Raw genomic sequence first — 14,437 nt, forward strand, 5'->3', positions numbered from 1 at the left:
TGGTAATATACGGGCGACATCACACCGTAAAACAGGAAGAGGGCTATCGGCACCATTAACATTTTAGCCTGTGTATGATGAGTAGCAATGAATTAAAATGATGAACGGTTTCTCAATAGCTAAGGTCCAGGGTTACGAGATCATTGATTCTAGGGGAAATTTAACTGTTAGGGCCAAGGTCACTTTGGAGTCTGGAATTAGAGCAACAGGTGATGCACCCTCAGGGGCTTCCAAAGGTACCAGGGAAGCTATAGAGCTCAGGGACAAGGATGGTTCGGTCAAAGGAGCTGTGGACTCCATAAACTATTACATTTCACCTGCACTCACGGGACTGGACGTGAGAGAACAGGGAAGAATAGATAAGCTGATGATAGAGTTGGACGGAACGGAGAACAAGTCCAGGTTAGGAGCTAACGCCACTATAGCTACATCCATTGCTGTAGCCAAGACCGCGTCCCTTTCCATGGGATTGGAGCCCTTTATGTACATTGGTGGGGCTAGAACACATACGCTACCGGTACCACTGCTGAACATCTTGAATGGGGGACTACACGCTGGTAACATGTTAAAGATCCAAGAGTTCATGATAATTCCAGCTAAGTTTGATACCTTCAAAGAGGCCTTGGTTGCCTCCACAAAGATCTATAAAACACTGAAATCCCTGGTCACAGAAAGGTACGGAAAGATATACACTGCCTTAGGAGATGAGGGAGGGATCTCCCCACCTCTCAGTGTGACTGAGGACGCGCTAAAGCTCGTATATGAGGCAATTAAGAGGTCAGGAATGGAGGGTAGAGTCTTCATGGGAATGGATGCTGCTGCATCGGACTTTTACAACCCTGAGAAGGGAGTGTATGAAATAGACAATACAGCTAAGTCCCCAGATGAAATGATAGATTTCTATGCGGACATAGCAAGTCGTTACCCTTTACTGTATCTGGAAGATCCATTTGAGGAGAACGATTTCGGTAGATATTCCGAGTTACAAAATAGGATCAAGAATGTCATTATTACTGGAGATGATATCTTCACTACAAACGTGAAATACCTGAGGAAAGGAATTGAGATGAAATCCGCAAAAGGAGTTATCGTCAAGGCAAACCAGATCGGAACGCTAACTGAGACCATCGAATTCTTCGATTTAGCAAGGGACAACTCCATAAAGACCGTGGTCAGTCACAGGAGCGGTGAAACTGAAGATAGCTTCATTGCCGATCTGGCTGTGGGACTGAATAGCGACTTCATTAAAACAGGAGCCCCCTCAAGAGGGGAAAGAACTTCAAAATATAACAGATTACTTGAAATTGAAAACGAATTTGGATTTGAATATCTAGGCAGGAGACTCTAGTTTACGGCAGCAATATCCCTACCACTACCAGACCAACGGCCAACAGCAGTAGGAAGAGAATGAATTGTTTAGTGGTTAAGTTGGGTACAGCTTTAACTGCCTTGAAGAGACCGTAAACCATTCCCCCTATGGCCACCAGGAACAGCACTATGAGCCCCATTGCTATCAGTGTTATTGATAAAGGCTCAGTGTTGAAGCTTAATGGATGGAACAACTGATTTGTTACGTTTACAAGCGTCTGTAACGTCATGATCAAACCTTATATTGGACATGGAAAGTTTATTTAAATTGTCCCCCGGAATTACCTTTACCAGTGATGAAGGTTAAAAGCGCGTATTAGATGAAGAACAACCTACTCTGAGGGGCACTAAGCCTTTTAAGCCATTCTTGGAGTAACCTCTATTTTTGAGGAGTAATACCTATGGCTATATCGTATGATAATTTAATGAAATTCATAGGTCAAAAGGTGAAGGACGTTTACGGGAGAGAGGTAGGCTACATTGTCCATGTCTATACAGAAGTGGACGGAACGGTGACCGGGATAGAGGTCGCATACGGGAACACTTTCTCCACGTTAGATCCGTCCAGGATATCACTGGTTAATGATGTATTGGCTATCCTTCCCGATTGGAAGGCCGACTCTATGAAATCTATAATGCAAATGGAGAAAATAAGGAAGAGGCAGAGGGCACTAGAGGAGTTATACGCAAAGCAGGAAATTCCAAAATCTTCCTATGATGATATGAAAAGGAAACTTGATTCCGAAATGGTGAAAATAAGGGAGGATTATGCCAAAATTAAAAGCAAGCTAAAGAGCAGACTCAATGAGGTGGAGGATCAGATCACTCATATAGACAGGGCAATGATCGCAGTAAAAATGAGTTATATAGCAGCTGAACTGACTGAGAGTGCCTACAAGGGCTCCATAGAGATACTGAGGCAGGCCAAGGAGAGTTACATTGTAGAGAAGGATGACATAAGAAAGACCATGGAGAAACTGGACCTGAGTGATAGAGATAGTGGGTTAGATATAAAAGGAGCAGGGTCCCTCACCAATGGAACCGAGTCATCAACAAAGCCCGATCTTAGCAGGACGGAATTACCTACACCAATACCTGTTAAAGTCTTAAGCACACAGTGACCAACCTATTTCTTTAGGATGAAGTTAAGCTTACTTTTCAACATTACAAGGAAGAAAGATGAACAGATGTTGTTATCTTCCAAATTAACTGAAATTTCTATTAAATTGAGAGATCAGCAGGACAAGCTTGACGAAACCATGAGGAAGCTGGAGGATAGGGACAAGGACCTCTTCGACAAGGTGGTGAGGTCCCAGGAGAACGGGGAGATGACCAGGGCTACCATTTACGCTCAGGAAATTTCGGAAATAAGGAAAATCATGAAAATAGTTTACACCGCGAGGCTGGCCATAGAGAAGGTTAGGATTAGATTAGAAACCATTCACGATATCCAGGGGGTGTCTTCCATGATTGGTCCCGTAGGAAGGACTTTGGAGAGCTTGAAGGAGCAAGTAAGAGGAGTGGCTCCAGAAGTGGCCATAGCTTTGGATTCGATTATAAGTAGCGTGAATAGCATTGCCGTTGAAACGGGAATGACGGTAAGCGATAGATCTCTTGTCCCTACGGTAGACGATGAGGCAAGGAGGATACTTGATGAGGCCAGAAAGACAGCTGAAACTAAGATCAGTGAGAGGATGCCCAAGCTCGATTTACCTCATCCTCCCAAGGAGAGTGTAACTCCCATGGAGCCTAGTATGATAGGGCTTCCGTATCCTCCATCCGAACCCAAGGTGGTTAGAAGAAAGATAGGAGAGGAGGAACTTCTGACCCTTATAAGGAACAGTGGGGGTATACTTGATGTGTCCCTGGTGGCTGCGGAGTATGGGGTGGACAAGAATGAAGTCCTTGGGATACTGAACAACCTAGCTAAGAAGGGTCTAATAGCACTGGAGGCCTGACTCAGATGAGTGCCCAGGTGATGCTGGAAGAAATGGCAAGGAAGTATGCCATAGCCGCGGTTAGGGCTGACAAGGAGGGGAGAAGGGAGGATGCCATCAACAATTACAAGAAGGCGATTGAGGTGCTTACACAGATCGTTACCCTCTACCCTGATATGGTTGCCAGGAACGCCTATGAGCAGATGATCAACGAGTACAAGAAGAGGCTGGATACGCTAAACCAAATGGTTCCGGAGGGAGGAGAAGAGACTGAAAAAAGTGAAGAAGAGATAGTCATGAAGGAAAAACCCAAGGTGACCCTGAACGAAATTGTTGGACTAGAGGACGTGAAAGAAGCTCTTAAGGAGGCAGTAGTTTATCCTAGCAAGAGACCAGACCTCTTCCCGTTGGGCTGGCCTAGGGGGATCTTATTGTATGGTCCTCCAGGATGTGGAAAAACCATGATAGCGGCCGCAGTAGCAAATGAACTTGACTCGGAGTTCATTCATGTGGATGCGGCCTCAATCATGTCAAAGTGGCTTGGAGAGGCGGAGAAGAACGTAGCCAAGATATTCAAGACTGCCAGGGAGCTCTCTAAAAAGGAGAACAAACCTGCCATCATCTTCATAGATGAGCTGGATGCGTTGCTTGCCTCCTACACATCAGAGGTGGGTGGAGAGGCCAGGGTTAGGAACCAATTCCTCAAGGAGATGGACGGATTAGCCGACAAAAACGAGATTTCCAGAGTGTATGTCATAGGGGCGACCAATAAGCCGTGGAGATTGGATGAACCGTTCCTGAGAAGATTCCAGAAGAGGATATATATCACCCTTCCAGACAAGGCCCACAGGTTAGAGTTATTGAAGCATTACTCTTCCAAGGTGAAGCTGGATCCAAACGTGAACCTTGAGGAACTTGCTGAATTGACTGATGGATATACGGCCAGTGATATTAGAGACATAGTTCAATCGGCTCACATGAGAGTGGTGAAGGAAATGTTTGAAAAGAACCTGCAGGAGCCCAGAGCGATAAACATGGATGATTTCAGGGAAGTGCTTAAGGTCAGGAAGCCGAGCGTTAACCAGGATATGTTAAAGGCATACGCAGCGTGGCACGAAAAGTTCAAGGCTTTATAGCCTTTTTAAATTTTTTAGAGTTCTCAGAGGTTTTAACGATTTCTTAACTTGGTTCGTGATGCCTAATCCAATATACTCAGATACCCCAGGTTTGTCTTCACCGATCATTTGGCATGACTCACATCATCGCCAGATTAAGGCTTCTTTGAGCTAAGCTTCATTACAGATATAAGCTCAACTTTTCCGTTGGGAAACCTCCTCCTTACACTAATGGGTAAGAGGTTGGATCTAAACTCTTCCTCAGCTATCCTAAGTGAGCTGGCTCCTTCAAGTCCAGCTGAGGAAACATCAATAAGGGGAGAAGCACCCATGGCCAGCTGGAGTGCCCTGGCACTAATTATTCGTGCCCTCTCGTAGGAAGTAAGCCTGTCTCTCCAGCTCCCCACATAAACCTGCGTCAAAGGGTTAATCCCTGGAGCTTCGTCTTGACTCATACGAGACACCTGTTTTAAATAAATAAAAAATTAGTTATCCCAGTCCATTTCTTGAGCTATAGAATCTGGAAGTTTGCAGTCTGCAGAGGGGACATCGTTCAAATCTACCTTAAGTATATCCGACAGTGCGTATCTCAATCTGAGTACGGCCCTATCATCTATCATTCCCAGAGTTCCTATTCTCACTATCTTATCCTTGAGCTCGCCAATTCCCCCTGAGATCTCTATTCCTCTCTTCGAAAGTTCCTCTATCATGGATTTAGGTGAAACTGGAGGAGCCCCAGCTACCACTGTATTGGAAAAATTACTCTCATTTCCGAGTAAAGAGAAACCTGCCTTGGCAGTTATACTTCGCACGAACCTGGCACATGCTTCATGCCTCTTCCATCTCCTCTCAACGCCTTCCTGGTGAAGAAGTTCTGTGGCTCTCAGTGTAGAAAAGAATACACCCACTGCAGGAGTGAAAGGAGTTTCCCTTCTATCCTGGAATTTAAGGTGAAGCTTGAGGTTGAGGTAGTTTGGCGCATCGTCCTGAAGGTTGCGGATTCCTTCCTCCGATAGCCCGACCAGGCCCATGCCTGGGACAGAGGCTAGCGCCTTCTGGCTACCTGTTGCTACTGCGTCTATGTTCCACTCGTTTACCCTTATTTCGTAGGCACCGAAACCTGAAACGGAGTCCACCAGAACCTTCAGTCCCATATCCTTAGCCAATTTCACAACCCTCCTCAAATTCCTGAATGCTATACCAGTACTGGTCTCGTTATGAACGAATGCTAGGGCCGTAGCGTCCTTGTTGGTATCGAGTATCTCCTTTATCTCCTCCTCCGAAAATATCTCCCCAAAGGGTTTCCTATACACCACTGGAGAGGTACCCCTTCTTACTACTGAGTCCAGCAATCTCTCGCTGAACTCCCCGTAAGTCAACACGATGACCTTTTCCCCCTTCTTCAGAAGGGAGAACACCATGGACTCCACAGCAAGAGTACCAGATCCAGTGAGCAGGGCAACTCTAGAGGAGAAAAACGCACCCTTTAAAAGGTGCTCAAGTTGAGCAACCACTCCTCTGAACTTCTCGGATCTATGATTAACCACGACTGTGGAATTCTGGGCCACACTTCTTGGAACGTTTACTGGACCAGGAATGAGCATCAAAGTTTAACACCGAGCTCCTGTAAAGCCCTCAACAGGTTTTCCGTGGTCATGACAGCAACCCTGTACTGTGCCTCCTTGGTCTGTGCCCCTATATGTGTGGTGACTGTGACCCTTTCGTGCCGGAGCAGTTCTAGCTCCCACTCCTCCTTTGGTGGTTCGTGCCAGAACACATCTGTGGCGTAGGACATAACCTTTCCCTCCTTTATGTAATGGAGGAGGGCCTTTCCGTCAACAGCCACTGCTCTGCTTGTGTTGACTATGATGACTCCCTTCTTCATCATTTCAAACTCTCTGGAGGTCAGTATTGGTTTGGCATCCTTCCCTACAGTCACGTGAATACTAATCACGTCGGACTGGGTAACCAGTTCATCCAAGGAAACCGCTCTAGATCCGATCTCCGCAGCCCTATTGGAGACATCGATTACATCGTACGCCAAGACGTTCATGCCCATGGCCTTTGCAATAACCCCAACCTTATACCCTATTCTTCCGAATCCTATTATTCCAATTGTCTTTCCACTCAATTCGACTCCTTCAGTTTTCTTGTATATACCAGACTTAGCCAAGGTCATGGAGGTAAACATGTTGCGAGCTCCGGCTAACATTAGACCTATCGTCAACTCCGCAGCGGAATCGGTAGAAGCACCTGGCGCATATACGACCCTGATCTTTCTCCTCTCGGCTTCCTCCGTATCTATGTTGTCCACACCTATTCCTGCCCTAGCTATAACCCTCAACCTTTTCCCTCTCTCTATGACCTCCTTGTCAACCTTGGTTCTGCTCCTGACCACCAGTACGTCATAGTTCTCCACCACCTTCAGTAACTCCTCCCTATCTATATCGGGCTGATAGTTTACCCTGAGACCCTTGGTTTTCAGTGTCCTTATCATGTACTCGTCAATTGGATCGGTTATTAGTATGGTTAGATTTTCTTTAGCTAGAGAACCATCCATAAAGTTGCCTGCCATGCTTGTTCACCTTCAAGAGAATTATTTAACAGGATGAGAGTGATGATGAAATAGATGAAAGGGAAATAGAGAAATAGAAATATTTAGAAACATAATATTGATTAAAATAGTGTTGGTCACGCGTAGTAACCAGTTGGCCATTCATGTTTAGTCACTTTAATCGATATTCACTAGTTTATATACTTTTTTCTAACTAGAGTAAATGAGGATACCTATTTGGCTATCTTGCCCGTTTTGAGATACCAGATGTAAAGGTCCAGCACTCCCACTGGAAGGTCCAGGGCTGATGCTATACCCCTGAGTACAGACTCCAGTTCTAGGTACCTCTTCCTTGAGGAGATTTTCCGGTCTTCCAGGTAATCGGAGAAAAAGCGTAATATATGTCTGTCAATTATTGCCAAGTCCAGATATCCCATGTTCCTGAGAAAGTGACTGGCCTCCTTCATCCCAAGACCCTGGACTTCCAGTAACATCTCCCTAGCCTCAATCTGATCCCTATCGGCTATCCGCCCAATCTCCTTAAGCTTGCCGTAATGCGATCTGCTCCTTACGATGTATTTTGCCTTAAGATTTGGAAACCTGTAGCCCGTTTCCTTGAGAACCTTGGATATCTCCTCAGCTGATCCGTAAAGGATGAGATCTCCCAAGGACTGAAGGGCTGTGAAGGCCCCGATGAAGCTTGAGTTAGCCGTGAGTATGCAGAGAACCAGTTCCCTGAACCAGACCTTCTCGCTCGCCCTATTATTTAACCTAAACTCCTCTACTCTTTCTAGAACCCTTGCTCTTAACCTTGCGTCTCTTACGACTTTTCTTAACACGTCTTTTCCTCTTTTTCTCTGGGGTTTTAGATTCTCTTGGAATCTCGGGTTTCGTGTCCTGTATGGAGGAGAGGGAGATTATTCTGCTACCCTGTTCCGTCTCCACTATAACGAAGGGAAGGGATGGAGAGAAATTGATGTTTATGCCAACATATCCGTAGGGCTCTAGGACTTCTTTGTACTCAACTTTCACTCCCTCATTGGCAAATTCGCGTGGAACGCCAACACGTTTCACGTTTACTATCTCGCTAAAGGGGTAGGTCACATTAAGGCCCAGGTTAAGGGATACTGTACCCTTAGCCCTCACTAAGACGACTTTTCCCTGCACACTTATCTGCTCCATCTCCTCAACTGAATTCACCGATCTCTTCTCCTCTCTCTCATACTTTACCCCCACAAGTGATACGTCAGGAAAGACGGGCACAGTTACTGGATCATAATAGATTATGGTAGCATCCAAATTGACCCATCATATTAACGGTTAATGTATGTAATTAAACTTCTCCTGTAGCCAACTGGTAAGACCCTGAGAAGACACTATTATAGTAAAATCGATTATGTTAATTATGAGGATTTTAATCCGGATATTGAGCAATTACATGATGGGCGATGGGCCGCGGAGTGGAAAGGCATTAGCTCAAAGGAGCTTAGGGGGCTAGCCTTGAGTTCATGGATCTTGTGCAAAACATCGTCTACGTGCCTACCCGGAAACTTTTATAACAGGAGAGACTTTATACTTCTACGATAAAAATGAGCTTGAGGTTGAAGGGAACTAACGCTTATGGTCATCTTGGCTGGTTTGAGGTTTACTGTTCCATATGTGACAGAACTTTAAGGCTGGGCATAGACGTGGTATACAAATGTCCCAAATGTGAGAAAAAGTACAAAGCATACTTCTGTGAGGCCGATAAGAGAGGTTTGAAGGGCAGGTGCCCATACTGCAACACTGAATTGGTACCCGCAGTATGATAGAGAATTTTTACGTGAATCACTTCAAGGTTTCGTTTATCAAGGACGGGGATAAGAGGTTAGTTTTTCTAGACCTTTCCATACCGTGCAAAAAGAAACTCAAGGAACTTGAATATCTTGACGCTACCATAGAAACCAAGTTCGGGGTCATTAGAAAGATAGTGCTCTGTCCCGTGAACGGAGTGGCAGTCATATGCAATGTCGTGGTGGAATTGAACTCCTCGAACCCTTCCGCGGAGGAGATTCACAGGGAAGTGGAGTCCGAGTTAATGAGGGTTGGGTGCACTCCATAATCCTTCAGTTTGAGGTTAATCTTCTCTGAAAAATTCACTATGTCCTGCGAATCCTTGGATTTTATTCTGAACGCCAGATACATAGGTCTCATTTCCTGTTCAGCGAGGTACACGGTGATTAGGGACGAAGAGGAAGGAGAGCAGAGGAAGGATGCTCCAATTCTCACGGGAACACATATACCCTCAAGCACTTTAACCATGTCCTTGAAGATGTCCCTTATACGTTGAGGATCCGTCTGAACGCCTAAAAGAACCTCAAACAAGAAATTCCCCTCATTTTAGGTTGGTTCTCTTGATGGGGATTTTGAGCGTGTCCATTACTGCCTTGACATAGGGGTAAAGGTTGGCGTCGCCTGATATTCTCTTCAGTTTTAACTTTCGGTAATTCATCTCCAGGGACACAGCTCCGTCCTTAATTACCACCAGCTTCCCCCTTACCCTTCCCCTGAGGTTCCTGACAAACCTTGCGTAAATGAATATTCCCTTTTCCTTCAGGTTTATCAGAACGGCCTCTCCGTCTTTGTAGAGCGGAGGTATCTTTGTGCCCTTGGGATTGAGTTGTTTCGGTTCGTTATCCCATTTAAATAGCAGGGACCTCACCGCGTGCTTTCCAGACTTGCTCTTAGATTGCTCAAGTACTAATTCCACCACTTTTAATCAGCTCCATAGACTCCTTGATTCCCTGAAAGTCAAGTTTATCCTCAAGGAACGCATCTATTAAGATTTCACTCCTGAGGAAATGCCTTAACATTATCCTCCTCATGGAGATGTTGGACTTCCTATACCAGTTGAGTAGCAAGGATTGGATGGATATTCTCGACTCTATGGTGGAGAGCCCCTTTTCCAATTCCTGCTCCAGAGGCTTTCCCCTATTCAGGGCACTAAAGGCTATCTCAGCTGAAATAGCCGAGGGTCTTATTCCCTCCCCGCTCAGGGGAAAGACCAGTCCCCTGGCCTCCCCTATTCTACCTTCTTTCTTGACGACCTTGCCTATGGATATTGGGGCGCCCCTGATGTCAATGATCTCATACTTTGTGAACCTTTCCCTCAGATATTCCAAGAGAAGCCTCCTTGAGTTCCTTTCCTCAAGGAACCCGGCACCCACGTTAAGTAAACCTTCCCCCGCTGGAAATATCCAGTAGAATCCGGTTAGTCTAGTGTTAAACTCGAGGATGGCCTCTGGGTTAAAATCCTCAACCTTCATTATTACCCTTGTGGTATATACCACTTCCCTATCCATGGGATAGGGACCTCTGGAATCGATCACCGCATCGTAGTTGTCAAGCTTAGGCTTTTCGTTCCCCACAACCTGCCTCAGCTTCGCTCTCATGGAGTTTATCCATTCGCTCTTGTTTATGGTAAGCCATTTGGGACTCCTGTAACTCACGTCATAGATCCTCTCCCCGTCCAGATAAAATGCGAAGTCCCTTATCTCATACTCAACCTTCCAGGGAAAGGGAGGTTTGTAGACATTGGGAACTATGTCACCACAGGGCTTGAAGTACCTCTCCTTGATATCGAATAGGGTAACATCGTGTCCAGCATCATGAAGTAGTGAACCCAGGAGAGATCCACCCACCCCTCCACCTATGATGGCAACCCTTAACATCAGCTATACATTGTCGAAAAGTATAAAAGATTCTTTGTAAGCACGTTTTTATATTCTAGTTAGCGGTGATCTGTTATTGTTGTCCCAGGATGAGATTTTAAAGAGAATGGAGGAATGGCCCAAACATTATAGTCCCAAGGATATTGAACCCAAATGGCAGAAACTTTGGTTAACCCAGGAATACTGGGAAAAGATATTCAAGTTTGATGAGAACTCCGAGAAGCCTGTTTTCTTCATTGATACCCCTCCCCCGTTCACAAGCGGAGAGCTACACATGGGCCATGCCTACTGGGTTACCATAGCCGACGCAATGGCCAGATTCAAGAAACTTCAAGGTTATAACGTCCTCTTCCCCCAGGGATGGGATACCCAAGGCCTGCCAACGGAGCTCAAGGTCCAGTACAAGCTTGGGATACCCAAGGAGAACCGGGAGCTGTTCCTGAAGAAGTGCGTGGAATGGACGGAGGACATGATAGGGAAAATGAAATCTGCCATGATAAGGCTGGGATATAGGCCCAACTGGGAGCAGTTTGAGTATAGGACATACCACCCAAACTACAGGAGAGTTATACAGAGAAGTCTAATTGAGATGCATCAGAAGGGAATGATAAGGATGAAACAGGGGCCTGTGTACTGGTGCCCCAAATGCGAGACTGCAGTGGCGCAGAGTGAAGTGGGATATCTCGAGAAACAGGGTATTCTAGTCTACATTGGATTTCCCCTGAAGGAAGGTGGGGAGATAGTCATTGCCACAACACGTCCTGAACTTCTAGGAGCTACCCAGGCTGTTGCCGTAAATCCCCAGGATGAGCGTTACAAGAACCTCGTGGGAAAGAAGGCAATACTTCCGCTCTTTGAGAAGGAAGTTCAGATAATAGCTGATCCGGATGTGGAGAAGGACTTTGGAACAGGAGCTGTGATGATAAGTACATACGGCGATCCCCAGGACATAAGATGGCAACTCAAGTATAACCTTCCGGTCACGGAGCTCGTGGACGAGAGGGGGAAAATAAAGGGGACGGGCTTTCTGGATGGATTGAAGGTGGAGGAGGCTAAGAAGAGGATAGTGGAATTATTGAAGGAGAAGGGATATGTTAGAAAGATTGAGACCATAAAGCATAACGTCCTATCCCATACCGAGAGAAGTGATTGCCTCTCACCAATAGAGTTCTTGGTGAAGGAGCAGGTATACATTGATGTTGTCCCCTATAAGGGGAGACTGCTCGAGGAGTACAAGAAAATGAACTTCAAGCCACAGAGAATGGCAGGTAAACTTGAGGAATGGATAAATAACATTGAGTGGGACTGGAACATAAGCAGGCAGAGACTTTACGGGACCCCCTTACCCTTCTGGTACTGCGATAATCTACATCTGGTTCCAGCTGATATCTCCTCGTTGCCTGTGGATCCCACCAAGAGCAATCCACCCGTGGATAAGTGTCCACATTGTGGACTTCCACTGAAACCATTGACACATGTAGCTGACGTCTGGGTAGACTCCAGCGTGACTGTGCTTTATCTGTCTGGGTTTTATGAGAACAAACTCAGGTTCAACAAGACCTTCCCAGCGGATGTGAGACTGCAGGGTACTGACATCATTAGAACCTGGCTATTCTACACTTTCTTTAGAACTCTAATGCTTGCTGGGAATGTGCCCTTCAAGAGAGTGGTAATACACGGTCAAGTTCTGGGCCCAGATGGAACTAGGATGAGTAAGAGTAAAGGTAATAACGTCTCTCCAATGGACAGGATAGAGGAGTTTGGTGCTGATGCAATAAGGATGACCCTGCTTGACGCCTCCATAGGCGACGATTTCCCCTTCAAGTGGGACACGGTCAAGGGAAAGAAGTTACTTCTTCAGAAGTTGTGGAACGCTAGCAGGCTAGCCTACCCATTCATACACGGCAGGAAACTGGATAGACCAACCACGTTACACCCCATTGACCAGTGGATACTGGCTAGGCACAAGGAGTTTGTGGAGAAGACCATTCAAGCCTACGAAAATCAGGACTTCTTCGTGATACTTTCCATGCTTTACGAATACTTCTGGGAAACCATAGCTGATGAGTATCTTGAACTAATCAAGCATAGGCTATTTAATGATGATAAGTCTGCCATATACACTCTGGGAAGGATACTTAAGGATATAATTATCCTGTTGCATCCTATTGCCCCGCATATAACGGAGGAAATTTACTCCCTCATTTTCGGCGAGAAACAGAGCGTCCTACTCGAGAGCTTACCTTCAACCGACGACATCAAGGTAGCAGAGGACGTGGTGAGGATGGGAGACTCTGTCAAGAAGTTCAACTCACTGGTGAGGACCAATAAGGTGAAGATGAGGATGTCCATGAACTCGCAGATAAAGGTGGAGGTACAGGGGCCGAAACAGTTCTTAGAGGACCTAATGAGAGTGGAAGATGATCTCAAGAAAACGCTCAAAATAACTGAGATAACCTATAGGGAGGCGGAGCAACCGGACGTGAAGATATCTCCCGCGTGATTCAGACCATGGGAGTTTTGATCATCGATCACCCGTAACTTTTTCATCAACCTGTGAGTTTCTCCAGTGCCAATTTCATCCTTGATACTCCCTCTTTAATTTTCTCCTCATCTAGGGCAAAGCTCAGTCTCAGGAAGTTTCTTCCAACCTTTTCAGGGAACACCTCGCCTGGAATGGTGACTACTCCGCCCTCCTCAATGATTTTCACCGCCAGAGCCTTTGAGTCCATTCCAGTTCTCTTCAGGATCTCACTAACGTCTGGAAACATGTAGAACGCTCCAGAGCTCCTGTAAACCTTGATTCCCTTGAGGGTCTTAAGCTCTGAGAACATTACGTCCCTTCTCCTCCTGAACAGGTCTATCATATGCTTTACTTCGTCAAAGGTATCGAAGGACGCAAGGGCACCCCTTTGCGCGAAACTTGTGGGACATGTGTATATGTTGGACGCCAGTATACCCACCTTATTTATGACCTCCTTTCGTGCCACAATATACCCCAGTCTCCAACCTGTCATACTAAAGGTCTTGCTGAACCCGTTTATGTAAATCACATTGTCTCTCCAAGATTCCTGCAACACGCTTCTGAATCCACCGTCATAGACGAAATAGTCATAAATCTCGTCTGAGAGAAGGATTAACCTCTTCTCCCTGGCTATATCAACTAGGTCCTTCGCAAGTTTATCGTTAAAGTTCATTCCAGTGGGATTGTGGGGGTTATTATAAACTATCATCTTGGTTCTTGGAGTGATCTTGGAAACTAGCTCGTTCATATCCACGCTGAAACCTGTGTTCTCGTTGAAGTGAAGGGGTACGTAAACCGGTTTCCCTCCAAGAAGATTTACTACTTCTCCATATGAGTAGAAGGATGGATCAAACATGATCACCTCGTCACCAGGATTGACATACATCAGAAATGCAAGGAACAGAGCAGTCTTTGCCCCAGGGGTAACAGCTACCTCCTCCTTCCTGATCTGATCCCCGTATCTTTGAGTTAGAAATTCCGCTATCTTGGATCTTAACTCGTCAAGGCCTAGTGCTGGAGTGTATGCAGTGAAACCCTTATCCAGTGCCACTTTAGCCTCATCCCTTATCCTCTGAGGAGTAGGTAGATCTGGTTGGCCTATACCAAAGTTAATGGTTTTTATTCCCCTGGTTCTCTCCACGTTCCTAGCTATTTCCTGATAAAGGAGAGTTGACTCTCCGGTTAACCTTGAAAGTGAACTTGCGAAATTTTCCATTTTTCCCCTTCTA

17 protein-coding genes are annotated in these 14,437 nt (G+C 45.8%); 7 read left to right on the forward strand and 10 right to left on the reverse strand.

Going from position 1 to position 14,437, the window contains the following annotated elements; translation table 11 throughout:
- Positions 1-97: 97 nt before the first annotated feature.
- The gene (eno, locus tag QVC96_RS12905; RefSeq protein WP_287689484.1) at positions 98-1,348 is read left to right on the forward strand and encodes a phosphopyruvate hydratase; all 1,251 of its coding nucleotides are present in this window, start codon (positions 98-100) and stop codon (positions 1,346-1,348) included.
- A gap of 1 nt (position 1,349) precedes the next feature.
- Here the strand turns inward: eno and QVC96_RS12910 are convergent, their stop codons facing one another.
- Entirely contained in the window at positions 1,350-1,598 is a 249-nt protein-coding gene (locus tag QVC96_RS12910; RefSeq protein WP_287689485.1) for a hypothetical protein, read from the reverse strand.
- 171 nt (positions 1,599-1,769) lie between these two features.
- On the opposite strand from QVC96_RS12910, the gene cdvA reads away from it, so the two are divergent.
- From cdvA to cdvC, 3 genes are read left to right on the forward strand one after another with little or no spacing between them, the layout of a single operon-like run.
- A complete protein-coding gene (gene cdvA / locus QVC96_RS12915; protein WP_238026046.1) occupies positions 1,770-2,489 on the forward strand; it encodes a cell division protein CdvA in 720 nt (239 codons plus the stop codon).
- An 18-nt stretch (positions 2,490-2,507) separates the two neighbouring features.
- Complete coding sequence (locus tag QVC96_RS12920; RefSeq protein WP_425597957.1) at positions 2,508-3,326, forward strand: cell division protein CdvB; 819 nt, start codon at positions 2,508-2,510, stop codon at positions 3,324-3,326.
- Between the two features lie 5 nt (positions 3,327-3,331).
- Positions 3,332-4,441 carry a cell division protein CdvC gene (cdvC, locus tag QVC96_RS12925; protein ID WP_238026044.1) on the forward strand — a complete coding sequence of 370 codons (1,110 nt, stop codon included), beginning with the start codon at positions 3,332-3,334 and terminating at the stop codon, positions 4,439-4,441.
- 134 nt (positions 4,442-4,575) lie between these two features.
- Here the strand turns inward: cdvC and QVC96_RS12930 are convergent, their stop codons facing one another.
- From QVC96_RS12930 to QVC96_RS12950, 5 genes are all read right to left on the reverse strand, one after another.
- Complete coding sequence (locus QVC96_RS12930; protein WP_238026043.1) at positions 4,576-4,875, reverse strand: DNA-directed RNA polymerase subunit K; 300 nt, start codon at positions 4,873-4,875, stop codon at positions 4,576-4,578.
- Between the two features lie 30 nt (positions 4,876-4,905).
- Positions 4,906-6,027, reverse strand: coding sequence for a pyridoxal-phosphate-dependent aminotransferase family protein (locus QVC96_RS12935; protein ID WP_287689486.1), 1,122 nt, complete (start codon positions 6,025-6,027; stop codon positions 4,906-4,908).
- Entirely contained in the window at positions 6,024-6,995 is a 972-nt protein-coding gene (locus QVC96_RS12940; protein WP_287689487.1) for an NAD(P)-dependent oxidoreductase, read from the reverse strand. Before QVC96_RS12940 ends, QVC96_RS12935 begins: the two co-directional genes overlap by 4 nt.
- Before the next feature lie 212 nt (positions 6,996-7,207).
- Positions 7,208-7,813 (reverse strand): N-glycosylase/DNA lyase, encoded by a 606-nt coding sequence (locus QVC96_RS12945; protein WP_287689488.1) that lies wholly within the window; start codon positions 7,811-7,813, stop codon positions 7,208-7,210.
- The gene (locus QVC96_RS12950; protein ID WP_287689489.1) at positions 7,746-8,273 is read right to left on the reverse strand and encodes a hypothetical protein; all 528 of its coding nucleotides are present in this window, start codon (positions 8,271-8,273) and stop codon (positions 7,746-7,748) included. Before QVC96_RS12950 ends, QVC96_RS12945 begins: the two co-directional genes overlap by 68 nt.
- A 290-nt stretch (positions 8,274-8,563) precedes the next feature.
- On the opposite strand from QVC96_RS12950, the gene QVC96_RS12955 reads away from it, so the two are divergent.
- Both QVC96_RS12955 and QVC96_RS12960 read left to right on the forward strand, forming a co-directional pair.
- The gene (locus tag QVC96_RS12955) at positions 8,564-8,782 is read left to right on the forward strand and encodes a hypothetical protein (RefSeq protein ID WP_287689490.1); all 219 of its coding nucleotides are present in this window, start codon (positions 8,564-8,566) and stop codon (positions 8,780-8,782) included.
- A gap of 14 nt (positions 8,783-8,796) precedes the next feature.
- Entirely contained in the window at positions 8,797-9,075 is a 279-nt protein-coding gene (locus QVC96_RS12960; protein ID WP_287689491.1) for a hypothetical protein, read from the forward strand.
- On the opposite strand, the gene QVC96_RS12965 is transcribed toward QVC96_RS12960, so the two are convergent.
- The 3 genes from QVC96_RS12965 to QVC96_RS12975 are packed head-to-tail and all read right to left on the reverse strand — an operon-like array spanning position 9,027 to position 10,684.
- Positions 9,027-9,338 carry a hypothetical protein gene (locus tag QVC96_RS12965; protein ID WP_238026035.1) on the reverse strand — a complete coding sequence of 104 codons (312 nt, stop codon included), beginning with the start codon at positions 9,336-9,338 and terminating at the stop codon, positions 9,027-9,029. The genes QVC96_RS12960 and QVC96_RS12965 overlap by 49 nt on opposite strands.
- A 10-nt stretch (positions 9,339-9,348) precedes the next feature.
- A complete protein-coding gene (locus tag QVC96_RS12970; RefSeq protein WP_287689492.1) occupies positions 9,349-9,726 on the reverse strand; it encodes a hypothetical protein in 378 nt (125 codons plus the stop codon).
- Positions 9,707-10,684, reverse strand: a complete 978-nt coding sequence (locus tag QVC96_RS12975) for an NAD(P)/FAD-dependent oxidoreductase (protein ID WP_287689493.1) — start codon at positions 10,682-10,684, stop codon at positions 9,707-9,709. Before QVC96_RS12975 ends, QVC96_RS12970 begins: the two co-directional genes overlap by 20 nt.
- Before the next feature lie 106 nt (positions 10,685-10,790).
- Between QVC96_RS12975 and QVC96_RS12980 the strand changes: the two genes are divergently transcribed.
- Complete coding sequence (locus QVC96_RS12980; protein WP_287690508.1) at positions 10,791-13,187, forward strand: valine--tRNA ligase; 2,397 nt, start codon at positions 10,791-10,793, stop codon at positions 13,185-13,187.
- Between the two features lie 46 nt (positions 13,188-13,233).
- Here QVC96_RS12980 and QVC96_RS12985 read toward each other — a convergent pair whose 3' ends face one another.
- A complete protein-coding gene (locus QVC96_RS12985) occupies positions 13,234-14,424 on the reverse strand; it encodes a pyridoxal phosphate-dependent aminotransferase (RefSeq protein ID WP_287689494.1) in 1,191 nt (396 codons plus the stop codon).
- Between the last annotated feature and the right edge of the window lie 13 nt (positions 14,425-14,437).

The sequence above is a fragment of the Metallosphaera javensis (ex Sakai et al. 2022) genome (genome assembly GCA_021654415.1).
In the GTDB taxonomy this organism is placed as follows: Archaea; Thermoproteota; Thermoprotei_A; order Sulfolobales; family Sulfolobaceae; genus Metallosphaera; species Metallosphaera javensis.